16 protein-coding genes are annotated in these 15,717 nt (G+C 64.6%); 12 read left to right on the forward strand and 4 right to left on the reverse strand.

The features are described from left to right. Nucleotides 1–52: 52 nt before the first annotated feature. The gene (locus AC07X9_RS13335; RefSeq protein WP_017183195.1) at nucleotides 53–1,042 is read right to left on the reverse strand and encodes a retroviral-like aspartic protease family protein; all 990 of its coding nucleotides are present in this window, start codon (nucleotides 1,040–1,042) and stop codon (nucleotides 53–55) included. Between the two features lie 299 nt (nucleotides 1,043–1,341). On the opposite strand from AC07X9_RS13335, the gene rho reads away from it, so the two are divergent. Beyond that, the gene (gene rho, locus AC07X9_RS13340) at nucleotides 1,342–2,598 is read left to right on the forward strand and encodes a transcription termination factor Rho (protein ID WP_017183196.1); all 1,257 of its coding nucleotides are present in this window, start codon (nucleotides 1,342–1,344) and stop codon (nucleotides 2,596–2,598) included. Between the two features lie 16 nt (nucleotides 2,599–2,614). After that, a complete protein-coding gene (locus AC07X9_RS13345) occupies nucleotides 2,615–3,337 on the forward strand; it encodes a YjbE family putative metal transport protein (protein ID WP_017183197.1) in 723 nt (240 codons plus the stop codon). A gap of 264 nt (nucleotides 3,338–3,601) precedes the next feature. On the opposite strand, the gene AC07X9_RS13350 is transcribed toward AC07X9_RS13345, so the two are convergent. Then, nucleotides 3,602–4,570 carry a quinone oxidoreductase family protein gene (locus tag AC07X9_RS13350; RefSeq protein ID WP_017183198.1) on the reverse strand — a complete coding sequence of 323 codons (969 nt, stop codon included), beginning with the start codon at nucleotides 4,568–4,570 and terminating at the stop codon, nucleotides 3,602–3,604. Further along, nucleotides 4,570–5,268 carry a dienelactone hydrolase family protein gene (locus tag AC07X9_RS13355; protein ID WP_026002399.1) on the reverse strand — a complete coding sequence of 233 codons (699 nt, stop codon included), beginning with the start codon at nucleotides 5,266–5,268 and terminating at the stop codon, nucleotides 4,570–4,572. Before AC07X9_RS13355 ends, AC07X9_RS13350 begins: the two co-directional genes overlap by 1 nt. Before the next feature lie 149 nt (nucleotides 5,269–5,417). Between AC07X9_RS13355 and AC07X9_RS13360 the strand changes: the two genes are divergently transcribed. The 7 genes from AC07X9_RS13360 to pepN all read left to right on the forward strand — a co-directional run bounded on the left by AC07X9_RS13360 (nucleotide 5,418) and on the right by pepN (nucleotide 13,932). Then, nucleotides 5,418–5,666 (forward strand): DUF6489 family protein, encoded by a 249-nt coding sequence (locus AC07X9_RS13360; RefSeq protein WP_017183200.1) that lies wholly within the window; start codon nucleotides 5,418–5,420, stop codon nucleotides 5,664–5,666. 15 nt (nucleotides 5,667–5,681) lie between these two features. Beyond that, complete coding sequence (gene mnmE, locus AC07X9_RS13365; protein ID WP_017183201.1) at nucleotides 5,682–6,965, forward strand: tRNA uridine-5-carboxymethylaminomethyl(34) synthesis GTPase MnmE; 1,284 nt, start codon at nucleotides 5,682–5,684, stop codon at nucleotides 6,963–6,965. A 61-nt stretch (nucleotides 6,966–7,026) separates the two neighbouring features. Beyond that, nucleotides 7,027–8,877, forward strand: coding sequence for a tRNA uridine-5-carboxymethylaminomethyl(34) synthesis enzyme MnmG (mnmG, locus tag AC07X9_RS13370; RefSeq protein WP_026002400.1), 1,851 nt, complete (start codon nucleotides 7,027–7,029; stop codon nucleotides 8,875–8,877). Beyond that, nucleotides 8,874–9,518: a 16S rRNA (guanine(527)-N(7))-methyltransferase RsmG gene (rsmG, locus tag AC07X9_RS13375; protein WP_017183203.1), complete on the forward strand. Its 645-nt coding sequence runs from the start codon at nucleotides 8,874–8,876 to the stop codon at nucleotides 9,516–9,518. The genes mnmG and rsmG overlap by 4 nt, the downstream gene beginning before the upstream one ends. After that, complete coding sequence (locus AC07X9_RS13380) at nucleotides 9,515–10,297, forward strand: ParA family protein (protein ID WP_017183204.1); 783 nt, start codon at nucleotides 9,515–9,517, stop codon at nucleotides 10,295–10,297. The genes rsmG and AC07X9_RS13380 overlap by 4 nt, the downstream gene beginning before the upstream one ends. Beyond that, nucleotides 10,294–11,217: a ParB/RepB/Spo0J family partition protein gene (locus AC07X9_RS13385; RefSeq protein WP_017183205.1), complete on the forward strand. Its 924-nt coding sequence runs from the start codon at nucleotides 10,294–10,296 to the stop codon at nucleotides 11,215–11,217. The genes AC07X9_RS13380 and AC07X9_RS13385 overlap by 4 nt, the downstream gene beginning before the upstream one ends. Before the next feature lie 117 nt (nucleotides 11,218–11,334). Next, a complete protein-coding gene (pepN, locus tag AC07X9_RS13390; RefSeq protein ID WP_017183206.1) occupies nucleotides 11,335–13,932 on the forward strand; it encodes an aminopeptidase N in 2,598 nt (865 codons plus the stop codon). 13 nt (nucleotides 13,933–13,945) lie between these two features. On the opposite strand, the gene AC07X9_RS13395 is transcribed toward pepN, so the two are convergent. Then, nucleotides 13,946–14,461 (reverse strand): outer membrane protein assembly factor BamE, encoded by a 516-nt coding sequence (locus tag AC07X9_RS13395; RefSeq protein WP_026002401.1) that lies wholly within the window; start codon nucleotides 14,459–14,461, stop codon nucleotides 13,946–13,948. On the opposite strand from AC07X9_RS13395, the gene AC07X9_RS13400 reads away from it, so the two are divergent. From AC07X9_RS13400 to AC07X9_RS13410, 3 genes are read left to right on the forward strand one after another with little or no spacing between them, the layout of a single operon-like run. After that, nucleotides 14,441–14,620, forward strand: coding sequence for a hypothetical protein (locus AC07X9_RS13400; protein ID WP_167383138.1), 180 nt, complete (start codon nucleotides 14,441–14,443; stop codon nucleotides 14,618–14,620). The genes AC07X9_RS13395 and AC07X9_RS13400 overlap by 21 nt on opposite strands. 5 nt (nucleotides 14,621–14,625) lie before the next feature. Beyond that, the gene (locus AC07X9_RS13405; RefSeq protein ID WP_017183208.1) at nucleotides 14,626–15,153 is read left to right on the forward strand and encodes a ubiquinol-cytochrome C chaperone family protein; all 528 of its coding nucleotides are present in this window, start codon (nucleotides 14,626–14,628) and stop codon (nucleotides 15,151–15,153) included. Next, a complete protein-coding gene (locus tag AC07X9_RS13410) occupies nucleotides 15,150–15,680 on the forward strand; it encodes a DUF177 domain-containing protein (RefSeq protein ID WP_017183209.1) in 531 nt (176 codons plus the stop codon). The genes AC07X9_RS13405 and AC07X9_RS13410 overlap by 4 nt, the downstream gene beginning before the upstream one ends. Nucleotides 15,681–15,717: the final 37 nt, after the last annotated feature.

Consider the following 15,717-nt stretch of genomic DNA (forward strand, 5'->3'; position numbering starts at 1 on the left):
CGTCACCCTGATCCATTCGAAGCGAACGGAGGTTTTTGCCCCGCTCGCTCGATTACTGGACGGGCAGTTTAACCGGCGGCACTGCTGCCGCCAGCTGCGTCTGGCTGATCGCGCTGGCGTCGGGCAGAAGGAAATCCACCTTGCCCCGGCCAAAGTCGATTGCGACCCGGTCGAATATCCGCAGCGCGCTGATCCCCAGCAGCAAGGCGGGCTTGTCCTTCATGCCCAGTTCGGCAAAGGGGCTGGCGTCGGCGAACAGCACGGGCACCTGGATCAGGTTGACCCGGCCCATCCGCACCGATTTGATCCGCCCCACCTGGCCCGTCAATTGCCCGCCGGTAACGCTGGTCAGCACGGCCTCCGCCATGTCCGGCGCGCGCTTCTTGGCGATCAGCCGGTCGCGCAGCGCCAGATTGCCGATGCTGAAATGACTGCCTGTGTCCAGCATGACGGCGACCGTCATGCCGTTGACTTCGGAATCGAGCAGGATCAGCTGGCCGCGCCGCCGCCGCGCCTCCACCACGATGGCGTCGGGGTCTATGGCGATGCGGCGGCGTGATCCGCCGCTGGCGCTGATTTCCATCCGCCCGGTGCGGAAATTGAGCAGCAGCCGCTTGGCGTGCAGACTGTCCAGCCCCAGCAGGCCCGGCGCGCCGAGATTCTCGCCCTCCAGCACCGGCGCCTCGATATCGTCGATCGTCCCGCCGCCAAAGCCCAGCTTGGGCACCGCGACCGTCTCCGCTTCCGTCCGGCCGGTCATGCTCAGGATCGTCACATTGGCGCGGGGCGGCAGCGCCAGCTGCTCGGCCAGATCGCGGGCAATGACGGTGCGCTGCGATCCGGTGTCGATGATGAAGTTCCACGGCCCCTTGCCGTCGATATGAATGGGGATGGTCACCCGTTCGTCAGGCGACGGGCCGGTACGGACGATGGCTGGCGGCACGGCGGGATCGAGCGCCGGCGCGTCCTGCGCGGCCAGCGGCGCTCCGGCGGTCATCAGGCCGACCATCGCCAGGCCGATGGCCAGCGCCCCCAGCCCCATGGCCCCTGACCCTGTGAGCCGGTGCCGTCCCATTGCCGCATCCTTTCCCGATTTTATCGGCCCGTTATAGCATGAAGCCGCGTGGTCGCACCAGCGACACTCTTTGGCCCGAAACCGCGCTGAAAAGCCATTTTCTCTGGTCCCTGCCCATAGTCCCGCCTTGACTTGGGCCGGCCCGCTTCGCTAAATGCGCGCATTATCGACCCTGTCCGTCCTGGGCAGGCGTCTGGCGGCGTCCTGCTTGCCTGTATCTCGCCGTTTCCGGCACAATTCTCCTCTCGTCATCGGATCGACTCGCAATGCATCTCAAGGACCTCAAGAAAACCGCGCCAGCCGACCTCGTGCAACTTGCAGAGGAACTGGGCGTCGAGGGCGCGTCGACCCTGCGTAAGCAGGATCTGATGTTCGCGATCCTGAAGGCCGAGGCCGAAAATGGCGAGCAGATCATGGGCGAGGGCACGATCGAGGTGCTGCCCGATGGCTTTGGCTTCCTGCGCAGCCCGGAAGCCAATTTCCTGGCCGGTCCCGACGACATCTATGTCTCGCCCAATCAAGTGCGCCGCTTTGGCCTGCGCACCGGCGACACGGTGGACGGCGAAATCCGCGCACCCAAGGACGGCGAACGCTATTTCGCGCTGGTGAAGCTCAACACCGTCAATTTCGACGATCCCGATGTGGTCCGCCACCGCGTCAATTTCGACAATCTGACGCCGCTCTATCCCGAACAGAAGCTGACGCTCGATCCGGGCGACCCGACCCAGAAGGACAAGTCGGCGCGCGTCATCGACATCGTGTCGCCGCAGGGCAAGGGCCAGCGGACGCTGATCGTCGCGCCGCCGCGCGTCGGCAAGACGGTGATGCTCCAGAACATCGCCAAGGCCATTACCGACAATCATCCCGAAGTGTTCCTGATCGTCCTGCTGATCGACGAGCGCCCGGAAGAAGTGACCGACATGCAGCGCAGCGTGAAGGGCGAGGTCGTGTCTTCCACCTTCGACGAACCCGCCACCCGCCACGTCCAGGTCGCCGAAATGGTGATCGAGAAGGCCAAGCGGCTCGTGGAGCACAAGAAGGATGTGGTGATCCTGCTCGATTCGATTACCCGCCTGGGCCGCGCCTACAACACGGTCGTTCCCTCGTCCGGCAAGGTGCTGACCGGCGGTGTGGACGCCAACGCGCTCCAGCGGCCCAAGCGCTTCTTCGGCGCGGCCCGCAATATCGAGGAGGGCGGTTCGCTCTCGATCATCGCCACGGCCCTGATCGACACCGGCAGCCGGATGGACGAAGTCATCTTTGAAGAATTCAAGGGCACCGGCAATTCCGAAATCGTGCTGGACCGCAAGGTTGCCGACAAGCGCATCTTCCCGGCGCTGGACGTCGGCAAGTCGGGCACCCGCAAGGAAGAATTGCTGGTCGACAAGGCCAAGCTTTCCAAAATGTGGGTGCTGCGCCGCATCCTGATGCAGATGGGTACGATCGACGCGATGGAGTTCCTGCTGGACAAGATGAAGGACAGCAAGACCAACGAAGATTTCTTCGATTCGATGAACCAGTAAGCGGGATTGCGCCGACATGTTCGACCTTCTCACCACCGCAGCCGCCGCCGCTCAGGGGCTGGGTTCGCCCGCTGACATTTGGGCGCATATCGTCAATGATTTCAGCAATATAACATCGCCCAGCGCATTGGCCGCCTTTGGTCAGGTGCTGATGATCGACATTTTGCTGGCGGGCGACAATGCGATCGTCGTCGGCGCGCTGGCGGCTGGACTGCCCGCCGCCCAGCGCAAGAAGGTCATCCTGATCGGCATCATCGCCGCGCTGGTGCTGCGCATCGCCTTTGCGCTGGTGGTCAGCCAGTTGATGCAGATTGTCGGCCTGATCCTGGCTGGCGGCCTGCTGCTGCTGTGGGTCAGCTTCAAAATGTGGCGTGAACTGCATCCCAAGCGGGGTGGCGAAACGCCCGGCGACACAAGCGACGATGATATATCGGGCCTGCGCCCGGCCAAGAGCTTCGCCGCCGCCGCCTGGGCCGTTGCCGTCGCCGATGTCAGCATGAGCCTGGACAATGTGCTGGCGGTCGCTGGCGCGGCCAAGGACCATCCGGGCATCCTGATCATCGGGCTGATCCTGTCGGTGGCGCTGATGGGCATCGCGGCGAACATCATCGCCAAATATATCGAGCGTTTCCGCTGGATCGCCTATCTCGGCCTGGCGGTAATCGTCTATGTCGCGGTCAAGATGATCTACGAAGGCTTTGTCGATCATCAGGTCGGGATTTTGACGCTGTTCGCCTGAGGCTGAACGCAGCGACGCAACAAAAAGGGGGGCGGAACCACACAGGTTCCGCCCCCCCTTTTTGTGGCGTTTATGGCCCCAATGAGGCTGTCGCATATGGAGCCATCCCCACTATACTCGTCACCCTGAACTTGTTTCAGGGTCCATTTCTCGCCCCAAGCGGTGGCTCTTGGGGCACAATGGATGCTGAAATAAATTCAGCATGACGAAGTAAAATGAGGTCCGTTCCGTACGCGATAGCGGTGCTTCCCCATCGGGGGAGGATCACACCACCAGCACCGTCGCACCGATCGTCTGCCGCGCCTCCAGCGCGCGGTGCGCCTGCGCCGCATCGCTCAGCGCGAAACGCTGGCCGATCACCGCCTTCACGACGCCGCGCTGCATCCGGTCGAACAATCGCTCGGCAGTATGGGCCAGTTCCTGTGGCGTCGCGATATAATCGAACAGGGTAGGGCGGGTGACATAGAGCGATCCGCCACGGCTCAGTTCCAGAAGGCTGACCGGCGGCACCGCGCCTGACGCATTGCCATAGCTGACCGTCAGTCCGCGCCGCTTGAGGCTGGCGAGCGATGCGGCCCAGCTATCCTTGCCCACGCCATCATAGACGACATCAACGCCCTTGCCGCCCGTCAAGTCGCGCACCGTCGCGGCCAACTCGTCAAAGGGAGCGTGCAGGCTATGATCGGCATCGACCTGCGCCGCCTTTTCGGCGGACCCGCAATGGGCGATGACGGTCACGCCCTTGTCGCGCAGCCAGGGGACCAGCACCGATCCGACACCGCCAGCCGCCGCATGGACCAGCGCCACCTGCCCGGCGTGCAGGTCGATACTGTCCTCGGCAAGGTAGCAGGCGGTCATGCCCTTGAGCATCATCGCGGCCGCATCTTCGTTCGACACGCCATCGGGAATCCTGACAGCCTTGTCGGCGGCGATGATGCGGTGACTGGCATAGGCGCCCAGCCCGCTGACGCAGCCGACCCGATCGCCAACGGCAAAGCCGGTGACGCCCGCGCCAACAGCCACGACGCGGCCCGCGCCTTCCGACCCCAGGGGGGTGGGGAGGGGCGCGGGATAGAGGCCGGTGCGATAATAGGTGTCGATGAAGTTGAGGCCGACGGCGTCCTGCGCAACCAGCAGCTCGCCTTCACCCGGTGCGCCGGGATCGAAATCCTCGCGTACGATCACTTCCGGCCCGCCATGGCTGCGGGCGACCATGCGCCACGCGTCCGCCATCAGGCGAGATGCTCGGCAAAGAAATCCGCCGTACGCTTGTCCGCCAGTTGGGCCGCATCCTCGTCCCGGCGATTGCCCATTTCAGCGGCAAAGCCGTGGTCCAGACCGTCATAGTCGTGCAGCGTAACATGGCGATTATCGTCCAGCCCGGCATGCATCGCGGCCTGCGCCTCGGCGGGGACGAAGCCGTCCGCGGTCGGAATATGCAGCATGGTCGGCTTGCCGATCGCATGTTGCTCACCCAGCAAGCCGTCGATGCCCACGCCATAATAAGCGACGAACGCATCGCCATCGGTCCGGCACGCGGCCATGAAAGCCAGCCGCCCGCCCAGGCAATAACCGACCAGCCCGACCTTGCCACCGCCGACAGCCGCCCGCGCCGCCCGGATCGTCGCTTCGATGTCGCGGATCGCCTGGTCTTGATTCAACTTTTGCATATGGCCCAGCGCCGCCTGGAAATCCTCCGGCACGTCGGCGTCCAGTTCGACATGCGGCTTTTCGCGCCAGAACAGGTCGGGGGCATAGGCGACATAGCCTGCCTTGGCCCAACTGTCGCACTTGCGGCGGATGCCCTCATTCACGCCGAAAATTTCCTGAATGACGACGATCGCGGCGGTGGCGTCCTCTGCCGGCTTGGCGACATAGGCGTCGAATGCGCCCTCCTCTTCCAGCGTGGGGACGGAAATAAAGCCTGCCATGGGAATCCCTTCCAACTGTTGTGTCCGGCCCATATTGGCCTGATCGACAGGCAGCGCAACGGGCGTATCGCCCAAAATATTTGCCATGACCGCCCCACTTGCGGCATGACGGGCGCAACGGAATTTTCCGCGCTGGAAGGGCTTTGAACATGAAAGTGACCGTCGATGTCGATTGCAGCCCGGCCGAAGCGCGCGCTTTCCTGGGCCTGCCGGACGTGACCCCGATTCACGACAAATATATCAAGACGATGCTGGAAGGGTTTGAGGGCGTCGGCAGCGCCGAACAGATGGAAACATTGTTCAAAAGCTTCTCCCCCATGGGCGATGCGGGCGTGCGCCTGTTCCAGCAGATGATGAATATCGGCCTGTCGGGCATGTCCGGCACCGAGAAGAAATAAGCCACGCCACCGACCGTGACCGACACGATTTTCGCCCTGTCGAGCGGCGCGCCGCCCGCGGGGATTGCGGTGATCCGCGTCAGTGGTCCCGCCGCCCGCGCCGCGCTGGAACGATTGGCCCGCCGCGTCCCGCCACCGCGCACCGCCAGTCTTGCGCTGCTGGTCGACCCGCAGGACGATGCGCCGCTCGACCGGGCCTTGACCCTGTGGCTCCCCGGTCCGGCAACCGTCACCGGCGAAGATCTGGTCGAGTTGCACTGCCATGGCGGCCGCGCGGTCGTGGCGGCAGTAGAGGCAACGCTCGCGGCGATGCCGGGGCTGCGCCGCGCCGAAGCGGGCGAGTTTACCCGTCGCGCCTTCGCCAATGGCCGGATGGACCTGAACGCGGTGGAAGGGCTGGCGGACCTGCTGGCCGCCGAAACCCAGCAACAGCGCCGCGCCGCGCTGATGATGGCGGAAGGGCATTTCTCCCGACGGATAGAGGGCTGGCGCGCGACCCTGCTCGACCTGTCGGCGATGGCCGAAGCCGCGCTCGATTTCTCCGATGAGGATGATGTGCCCGACGCCGCGATCGAGGCGCGGATCGGCGCGGGCATCACGGCGCTGGCGCAGGATGTCGCCGCCATGCTCGCCGCGCCGTCTGCCGAGCGGTTGCGGGACGGCGTGCGAGTGGTGCTGGCCGGGCCGCCCAATGCGGGCAAGTCGACCCTTCTCAATGCGCTGGTCGGACGGGATGCAGCGATCGTATCCGACATCGCCGGGACGACGCGTGACCGGATCGAGGTGCCTGCGGCGATCGGCGGCGTCGCCTTCCTGTTCACCGACACGGCGGGACTGCGGGACGAGACAGGCGACGCGATCGAGGCGATCGGCATCGACCGGGCGCGATCGGCGCTGGCGGCGGCGGACATCATCCTGTGGCTGGGCGATGAGGCAGAGGCACCGCGCGACGATGCGATATTGATCGCGGCGCAGTGCGACCGCGACGGCGCGGCAGAGCGTCCGGGCCTGCGCCTGTCCGCGCGCACGGGGGAAGGGATGGACGCATTGGTGGCGATGCTGCTGGAGCGCGCCGCGCACATGCTGCCGGGCGAAGGCGACTATGCACTGCACGCGCGACAGCGCCAGCGCGTTGGACAGATTGCGGCATTTCTCGATTCCGCTGCTGGCGCGCATGACCTGTTGATCTTGGCCGAGGAGTTGCGACAGGCGCGGCGAGAGATCGACGCGCTGACCGGCCAAGCCGGAACCGAGGATATGCTAGACCGGCTGTTTGCGGGCTTCTGTATCGGCAAATGAGCGGCATGTTCCACGTGGAACGCTTTTGCTCCGCGCGCGCCTTTCTGATAAGGGCGGCACCATGCGAACAAGCTATGATGTGATCGTGGTCGGCGGCGGCCATGCCGGGTGTGAGGCGGCCGCTGCCGCAGCGCGCAAAGGCGCGACGGTGGCGCTGCTCACCTTTGAACGGGCGACCGTGGGCGCGATGTCCTGCAACCCGGCCATCGGTGGTCTGGGCAAGGGCCATCTGGTGCGCGAAGTCGACGCGCTGGACGGACTGATCGCCCGCGCCGCCGATGCCGCTGCAATCCATTATCGCATGCTGAACAGCAGCAAGGGCGCTGCGGTACAGGGGCCGCGCGTTCAGGCGGACCGCAAGCGGTATCGCGCGGCGATCCATCAGATGCTCGACGCGCAGCCGGGGCTGACGATCGTGGAGGGTGAGGCCGATGCGTTGCTGCTCGCCGGGGAGGCTGTTGCCGGGCTGAAGCTAGCGGATGGGCGTCTCTTGTCAGCCCCCGCCATCGTGCTGGCGACCGGGACGTTTCTGGGCGGCAAGCTGTTCCGGGGTGACGAGCGCGAGGCCGGCGGTCGCGTAGGGGAGCGCGCGGCCACGACGCTTGGCCTTCAGTTGCGCGAGATCGGCTTGCCGATCGGGCGGCTCAAGACCGGCACGCCGCCACGCATCGATGGTCGCACGATCGATTGGGCGCGACTGGAGGCGCAGCCTTCCGACGGCGCGAACTGGACCATGTCCCCGCTATCGGATGGCCGCGTCCTGCCGCAACTCGCCTGCGCCATCACCCGCACCAATGAACGCACCCATCACATCATCCGCGACGGGCTGGGGCGCTCGCCTCTGTTCAGCGGTGCGATAGAGGGGCGGGGGCCACGCTATTGCCCGTCGATCGAGGACAAGATTCAGCGCTTCGGCGATCGTGACGGGCACCAGATTTTTCTGGAGCCAGAAGGGCTGGACGATCCGCTGGTCTATCCCAATGGCATCAGCACGTCGCTGCCGACCGATGTGCAGGTTGCGATGGTCCGCTCCATGTGCGGGCTGGAGCAGGCCGAGATAGTCGTGCCGGGCTATGCCGTCGAATATGATCATGTCGATCCGCGCGCACTGGATTCCTCGCTGGAAGTACGCGCTATCCCCGGCCTGTTCTGCGCCGGACAGATTAACGGCACCACCGGCTATGAGGAGGCGGCGGCGCAGGGTCTGATCGCCGGCGCCAACGCCGCGGCACGAGCGCGGGGGGAGGCGGCTTTGGTCCTTGATCGCGCCAGCAGCTATATTGGCGTGATGATCGACGATCTGGTTTTGCAGGGTGTGACAGAACCCTATCGCATGCTGACGGCGCGCGCCGAATATCGACTACGGCTCCGCGCCGATAATGCCGAAACGCGGTTGGGCGCGATCGGCCTGGCGCATGGACTGATCGGCGCGGTGCGGCAGGCGCGGTTGGGGAGTCGCGCGGCGCAACGTCTGGCGATCGAAACAGAACTGGCGCGCATGATGACCGCCACGGAAATGGCCCGTGCGGGCGCATCGGTTCGGCAGGATGGCGCGCGGCGCAGCCTGTTCGAATGGGCGCGTTTCCCCGAAGTGAACGAGGCGCTGTTGCTCGAATTGGTGCCCGGTCTGCGTGATGCGCCGGATGATCTGCGCGCCGAGATTTTGGAAGACGCGCATTACGCCCCTTATCTCGAACGGCAGGATGCCGAGATTGCCGACATGCGCCGCAACGAGAGGGTGATGATTCCCGCCGATTTCGACTTTGCACGGATCGGCGGTCTGTCGACGGAGATGATCGAACGGCTCGATGCGGCGCGACCCGATACGCTCGCGGCGGCTGGCCGGATCAGGGGTATCACCCCGGCGGCACTGGCAGCAATCCTTGTTCACGTCCGCCGGGTGGCCGCGTGACGGAGGATGAAGCGCGGGCCTGGCTCGATTCACAATTCGATGTTTCACGTGAAACATGGGACCGGCTGGAGCGCTATGTCGCGATCCTGCTGGCCGCGATGGACGAGCAGAATCTGATCGCCCGATCGACCCGCCCCCATGTCTGGGCGCGGCATATCGTGGATTCCGCGCAGTTGCTGCGCCATGCGGAGGATGCAGAGGAGGGGGATTGGTATGATCTCGGTTCTGGTGCGGGGCTGCCCGGCATCGTCATCGCCTGCCTTTCTACGCGGCCAGTTATGATGGTGGAATCGCGGCGCAAGCGGATCGAATTTCTGGACGGCGTGATCGACGAACTGGGTCTCAAGCGCGCGCATGTGTTCGGTGGTCGGGTCGAAGCGGTTCCGCCAACGGCAGCGGCGGTCATCAGCGCGCGTGCCTATGCGCCCTTGCCCAAACTTCTGTCGTCCGCGGCGCATCTGGCGAATGAAAAAACGCTATGGGTGCTGCCGAAGGGACGAAATGCGCAAAATGAACTGGAGGCCGTGCGCCCATCGTGGCAAGGTGACTTTCACATGGAAGCCAGCGTAACGGATGCGGATAGCGCCATCCTGATCGCCCGATCCGTCAAACCCGTCGCCAGGAGGAAAGGCCGCGCATGATCTGCATCGCCATCGCCAATCAGAAGGGCGGCGTGGGCAAAACCACCACCGCCATCAATCTGGCCACGGGATTGGCGGCCACGGGGTTGCGCGTGTTGCTGGTCGATCTCGATCCGCAGGGTAATGCGTCGACTGGTTTGGGCGTCATGCAGGCGGATCGGGCGCAGTCCAGCTATGATCTTCTGGTCGGTAACTGCGCGCTGGAGGACGCCATTGTCGCGACCCGCGTGCCCAAGCTGGACATCGTTCCCGCGACGCAGGATCTGTCTGGCTGCGAGATTGAGCTGATCGAATATGAAGAGCGTACGCACCGACTGGAACGGGTCTTGTCCGAAGCCCCGGCAGGTCGATGGGACATCTGCCTGATCGATTGTCCGCCGTCGCTCGGCCTGCTGACGATCAACGCGATGGTGGCGGCGCAATCGCTGCTGGTGCCGTTGCAGTGCGAATTTTTCGCGCTGGAAGGTCTGTCGCAACTGCTCCAGACGGTCGAGCGCATCCGGGGCCGATTCAATCCCAGCCTGTCGATCATGGGTGTGGCGCTGACCATGTATGACCGGCGCAACCGGCTGACCGATCAGGTTGCCGACGATGTGCGCGCCTGCCTGGGCGATCTGGTATTCTCCACTGTCATCCCGCGCAATGTGCGCCTGTCCGAAGCGCCCAGCCATGGCGTCCCGGCGTTGATCTACGACTTCCGCTGTTCGGGGTCGGAAGCCTATATGCGACTGGCACGCGAACTGATCGCGCGCCTGCCCCGGCAGGAGGTGGCGGCTTGAGCGACGAAACCAGCGAAAAGCCCAAAATGGCCAAGCGCCCGCACGGGCTGGGCCGTGGCCTGTCCGCGCTGCTCGGCGACGTCGCGCGCGAAGAACCTGTCGCGGCGGTCGCTCCATCGCCATCGGGCAAGGCAATCCAGTCCATCGAGGTCGCGCTGATCCAGCCGCACCCGGAACAGCCGCGTCGCCATTTCGACGAAGGCGCGTTGCAGGAACTGGCCGAAAGCATCGGCAAACGCGGCGTGATTCAGCCGATCATCGTCCGGCCCCATGGTGGCGGCTTCCAGATCGTTGCGGGCGAACGCCGCTGGCGCGCGGCCCAGCGCGCCCATCTGCACCGCATCCCCGCGATCGTGCGCGATTTCGATGAGGCCGAAACGCTTGAAATCGCGCTGATCGAGAATATCCAGCGTGAAGATCTCAACCCGATCGAAGAGGCGGAAGCCTATCGCAAGCTGATCGCCGAATTCAGCCATAGCCAGGAAGCGCTTGGCCGCCTGGTCGGCAAATCGCGCAGCCATGTCGCCAATCTCATGCGCCTGCTCGATCTGCCAGCAACGGTGCAGCAGCAGGTGGTCGAACAGAAAATCAGCATGGGCCATGCCCGCGCGCTGATCGGCGCACCCGATTGCGAGGCGCTGGCGCGGCAGGTCGAACAGAAGGGGCTGTCCGTCCGTGATACCGAACAGCTGGTTCGCCGGGTCAAGAAGGGCGAGGACGCACCGGCCGCACGGCGCGGCGGCGGTTCGGGCGACAAGGATGCGGATATTGCCGCGCTGGAGCAGCATCTGGCCGACATATTGGGGCTGAAGGTCGATATTGATCATGCCAGCGGCGCGGGCGGCACGCTGTCGCTGCGCTATTCGACGCTCGACCAGCTCGACATGCTGTGCCAGCGCCTGTCGGGCGAACGCATTTAGGCGACCATGGGTAGCGCGCTGCCGACCGTGAATCGCCATATGCGACATGGGCGAAGTTTGAAGAGTTTGAACCAAAGCAGACTGGTCTTTTACCCACCCGCTCCCTAGGTTGCGGGCATGGCCGACATGCAAAGCTCTACCGCCGCTCCCACGATCATCCGCCGCTCGGATTATCGCCCGCCCGACTGGCTGGTCCCCGCCATCGCGCTGGATTTCGATCTCGACCCGGCGCTGACCATCGTTCGCGCAACGCTGTCGGTCACGCGCAATGGCGATCATGACAGGCCACTGCGCCTCGATGGCGACGGGTTGGTGCCGCTGGAGGTAAAGGTCGACGGCACGGCGCTGGCTGCGGATGACTGGCATATGGAGGCCGGGTCGCTGATCATCGCGCTGTCCGGCGCGGCGCACAGCATTGAAACGCTCGTCGAACTGGCCCCGGAAAGCAACAGCAAGCTGATGGGCCTCTACGCCAGCGGCGGCCTGCTCTGCACCCAGTGCGAGGCGGAAGGGTTCCGGCGCATCACCTTCTTCCCCGATCGGCCCGATGTCCTGTCGCGCTACAGCGTTCGGCTGACCGCCGACAAGGCGCGCTATCCCATCCTGCTGGCCAATGGCGATCCGGTCGAGCAGGGCGTGCTGGACGATGGCCGCCATTGGGCGCTCTGGAACGATCCCTTTCCCAAGCCCTGCTATCTGTTCGCGCTGGTTGCCGGCGACCTGGCCTGCAACGCCGATCGCTTCGTGACGATGAGCGGACGGGAGGTGCAGTTGGGCATATGGGTGCGCGAAGCCGATCTGCCCCGCACCGCGCACGCCATGCAGGCGCTCAAGAACAGCATGGCGTGGGACGAGCGCGTCTATGGCCGCGAATATGATCTGGACGTGTTCAACATCGTCGCCGTGGCCGATTTCAATTTTGGTGCGATGGAGAATAAGGGTCTCAACATCTTCAATTCGCGCTACATATTGGCCGATCCCGAAACCGCGACCGACATTGATTATGACGGGGTCGAAGGCGTCGTCGCGCACGAATATTTCCACAACTGGTCGGGCAATCGCGTCACCTGCCGCGACTGGTTCCAATTGAGCCTGAAGGAAGGATTCACGGTCTTTCGCGACCAGAATTTTTCCGCCGACATGGGTAGTCATGCGGTCAAGCGGATCGAGGATGTCCGCATCTTGCGCGCCGCCCAGTTCCAGGAGGATAGCGGCCCGCTCGCGCATCCGATCCGTCCTGAATCCTATATGGAAATCAGCAACTTCTACACCGCGACCATCTATAATAAGGGGGCGGAGATCATCCGCATGATGGCGCTGATGCTGGGTGCTGAACGCTTCCGCGCCGGCAGCGATCTCTATTTCGACCGGCATGACGGGCAGGCCGCGACCTGCGAGGATTTCGTGGTCGCGATGGAAGAGGGCGGAGGCATAGACCTGACCCAGTTCCGCCGCTGGTATGAGCAGGCGGGCACACCGCATGTCCGCGCGCTGCTGCGCCATGACGCGGCGACCGGCACGGTTGACCTCGATCTGCAACAGAGCATACCGCCAACCCCCGGCCAGCCCGACAAGCAGCCCATGGCCATTCCGCTCCGGGTCGCCTTGTTCGATCCCGCTACCGGCACGCATCATGGCGATGAATTGCTGATGCTGACGGAGGCGCAGCAAAATGTTCGTTTCGAAGGCTTCGCTGCCCCGCCGATCCTGTCGATCAACCGCGGCTTTTCGGCCCCGGTGATCGTGGAAACCAACCGCAGCCAGGATGACCTCGCGTTCCTGTCGGCGCGGGATGACGATCCGTTCGCGCGCTATGAAGCGATGCAGCAACTGATGGTCAACGTGCTGGTCGGCGCGATCGCGGGGCAGCCAGTCGATGACGCCGCCGTCGTCGCAGCAGTGCGCAATACGATCAACGATCCGCTGCTGGACCCTGCCTTCGTTGCCGAAGCCATCCGTCTGCCCAGCGAAGCCTATCTGGGCGACCAGATGGCGGTCGTCGACCCCGATGCCATCCATGCAGCGCGGGAATCGCTGCAACGGCGGATCGGCGCGGATCTGGCGCCGCTATGGCGCGACATGCACAGCCGCACCAAGGCGAACGGCTTTTCGCTGTCACCGGCGGCCAAAGGTGCGCGCAAGCTGCGCAACGCAGCGCTGCATTATCTGGTGGCGTCGGGCGCGGAGGATGGCCCCGCCATTGCCTTCGCCCAGTTCCACGAGGCGGACAATATGACCGAGCGGCAGGCAGCGCTCGCCACGCTGGCCAATAGGACCAGCATGGAACGCGACGCGGCGATCGACATATTCTACAACCGCTACGGCCATGACGCGCTGACGCTCGACAAATGGTTCCAGACCCAGGCGTTCGCGCTGCATCCCGATACGGTCGGTCAGGTCGAGGAACTGGGACGGCACAAGGCCTTCACTCTGTCCAATCCAAACCGGGTGCGGTCCCTTTATGGCGCATTTTCGGGCAACCAATGGGCGTTCCACCATCGGTCGGGCAAAGGGTATCAACTGGTGGCCGACTGCATCATCGCGCTCGACAAGCGCAATCCGCAGACTGCGGCACGGCTGGTCCCGCCCCTGGGGCGTTGGAAGCGTTTCGATGCTGATCGGGCCGGGCTGATGCGTGCGCAATTGTCACGCATCCTGGCGCAGCCGGGCCTGTCGAAGGATGTCACCGAACAGGCCAGCAAAAGCCTGGAGTGAGGGGCAGGCTGGCTTAGCTGCCGTTCGGGCCGCCGCCCGGACCGCTGCCGCCGGCATTGCCGCCCATGCCGCCAGCGCCGACCGCACCGATATTGCCGAATATCTCGTCAAACAGGCTGCGATTGCGACCCAGCGTCGGCGTCTTGTCGCCCATGGGCGAAATATGGGCGACCTGTTCCAGCCCCATGCGGTCCACCGCTGCGACATTGCCCGCCGCGTCGAAATGGACGCGCAGTACCGTCTGGGCAACGGGCTTGGGGTTGGAGAAGGCCAGCGCGCGCATGTCACGCGACACATAATACCAGTCCTGCTCGCCAAATTGCGAGACGAAGCTGGGACGACCCAGCGTGCCTTCCACCGATGCGCGATTGTCGATGCCCGGCTGAACCGAATCAACCAGCAGCTTGTCGACCTGATAGCCCTGATGGGTGCGGATGCGGGTGCAGCCCGATGCTCCCAGCACCAGCGCGCCCAGGCCAAGAGCCAACAGGACACGCCCGCGTGTGGAATGACGGCTGAACTGACGCATGGACTTCTCCTGGCGGAACGCTCCCGCGAACCCAATAAACATGACGCCGCCATTGCATTGGGCAGCGGCTCGATCAATATGGAAATGCGTCGCTCCCGGCAAGGGGCGACACTTGGCAAGACGGTGCTCCGTCGAACGATCCATCTTAAAAAAGCATAGTCCCCATGTCCACAGCCTCCCCTTCCTTCCTCCAGCGCCTGTTTGGCCGCACCGATCCCAAGGATGGACTGCTGCCGCTCTACAATGTCATCGTCGCGCAGGGGCGGCAGCCGCACTGGTATATCGACGGCGCGGTGCCCGACACGCTGGACGGACGGTTCGACATGATCGTCGCGGTCCTGGCGCAGGTGCTAATGCGGCTGGAGCAGCAGGGGGCAACGCAGGAAAGCGTCTGGCTGACCGAATTGTTCGTCGATGACATGGACGGCCAGTTGCGCCAGGAAGGCATAGGCGATGTCGTGGTCGGCAAGCATATCGGCCGGATGGTGAGCGCGCTGGGTGGCCGGATCAGCGCCTATCGTGCCGCGCTGGCCGGGGAAGCCGACATGGCCGACGCACTGCGCCGCAACCTCTATCGCGGCGCACCGGTGAGCGACGCCGCGCTCGCCCATGTCGAAGGCGCGTTGCGGGAACGCTGGACGCGGCTGGGCTGCCTGACCCGCGATGCGATGCTGGCGGGGGACTTGGGATGAGCGCGCTGCCGACGCCCGAATTTTCGCGCCCCGTCCGGCTGGACCAGATCGGCCATATCAGCGGCAGCACCAGCATCGTCGCCGACGCGGCCGAGCGGGAAGCGCTGATGCGCCGGTTCGGCCTGCTGGCGCTCGATGCGCTGGAGGCGGACTATCGAATCAGTGAGGAGAATGGCAGCATCTTCGCGCGCGGTCGGGTGCGGGCCAGCCTGGCGCAGGCCTGTGTCGCAACTGGCCAGCCGGTGGCAGAAACCATCGACACAGAATTCCTGCTCCGTTTCGTTCCTGACGATGAGGATGTCGTCGAAGGCGCCGAAATGGAGCTGGACGCCGAAGATTGCGACACGATCGGCTATAGCGGCAACAGCATCGACATGGGCGAAGCCGTCGCCGAGACAGTGGCGCTGGCGATGGCGCCCTATCCCCGCGCGCCCGATGCCGACGCCATTTTGCGCGAAGCAGGCGTGTTGCAGGAGGATCAGGCCGGTCCCTTTGCCGCCTTGCTGGCACTCAAGGGCAAGGAATAAGTCGCGGTCGCGGCTGCGCTGTTTCCCTTTCGTTCCT

Source organism: Sphingobium sp. GW456-12-10-14-TSB1 (genome assembly GCF_059424385.1).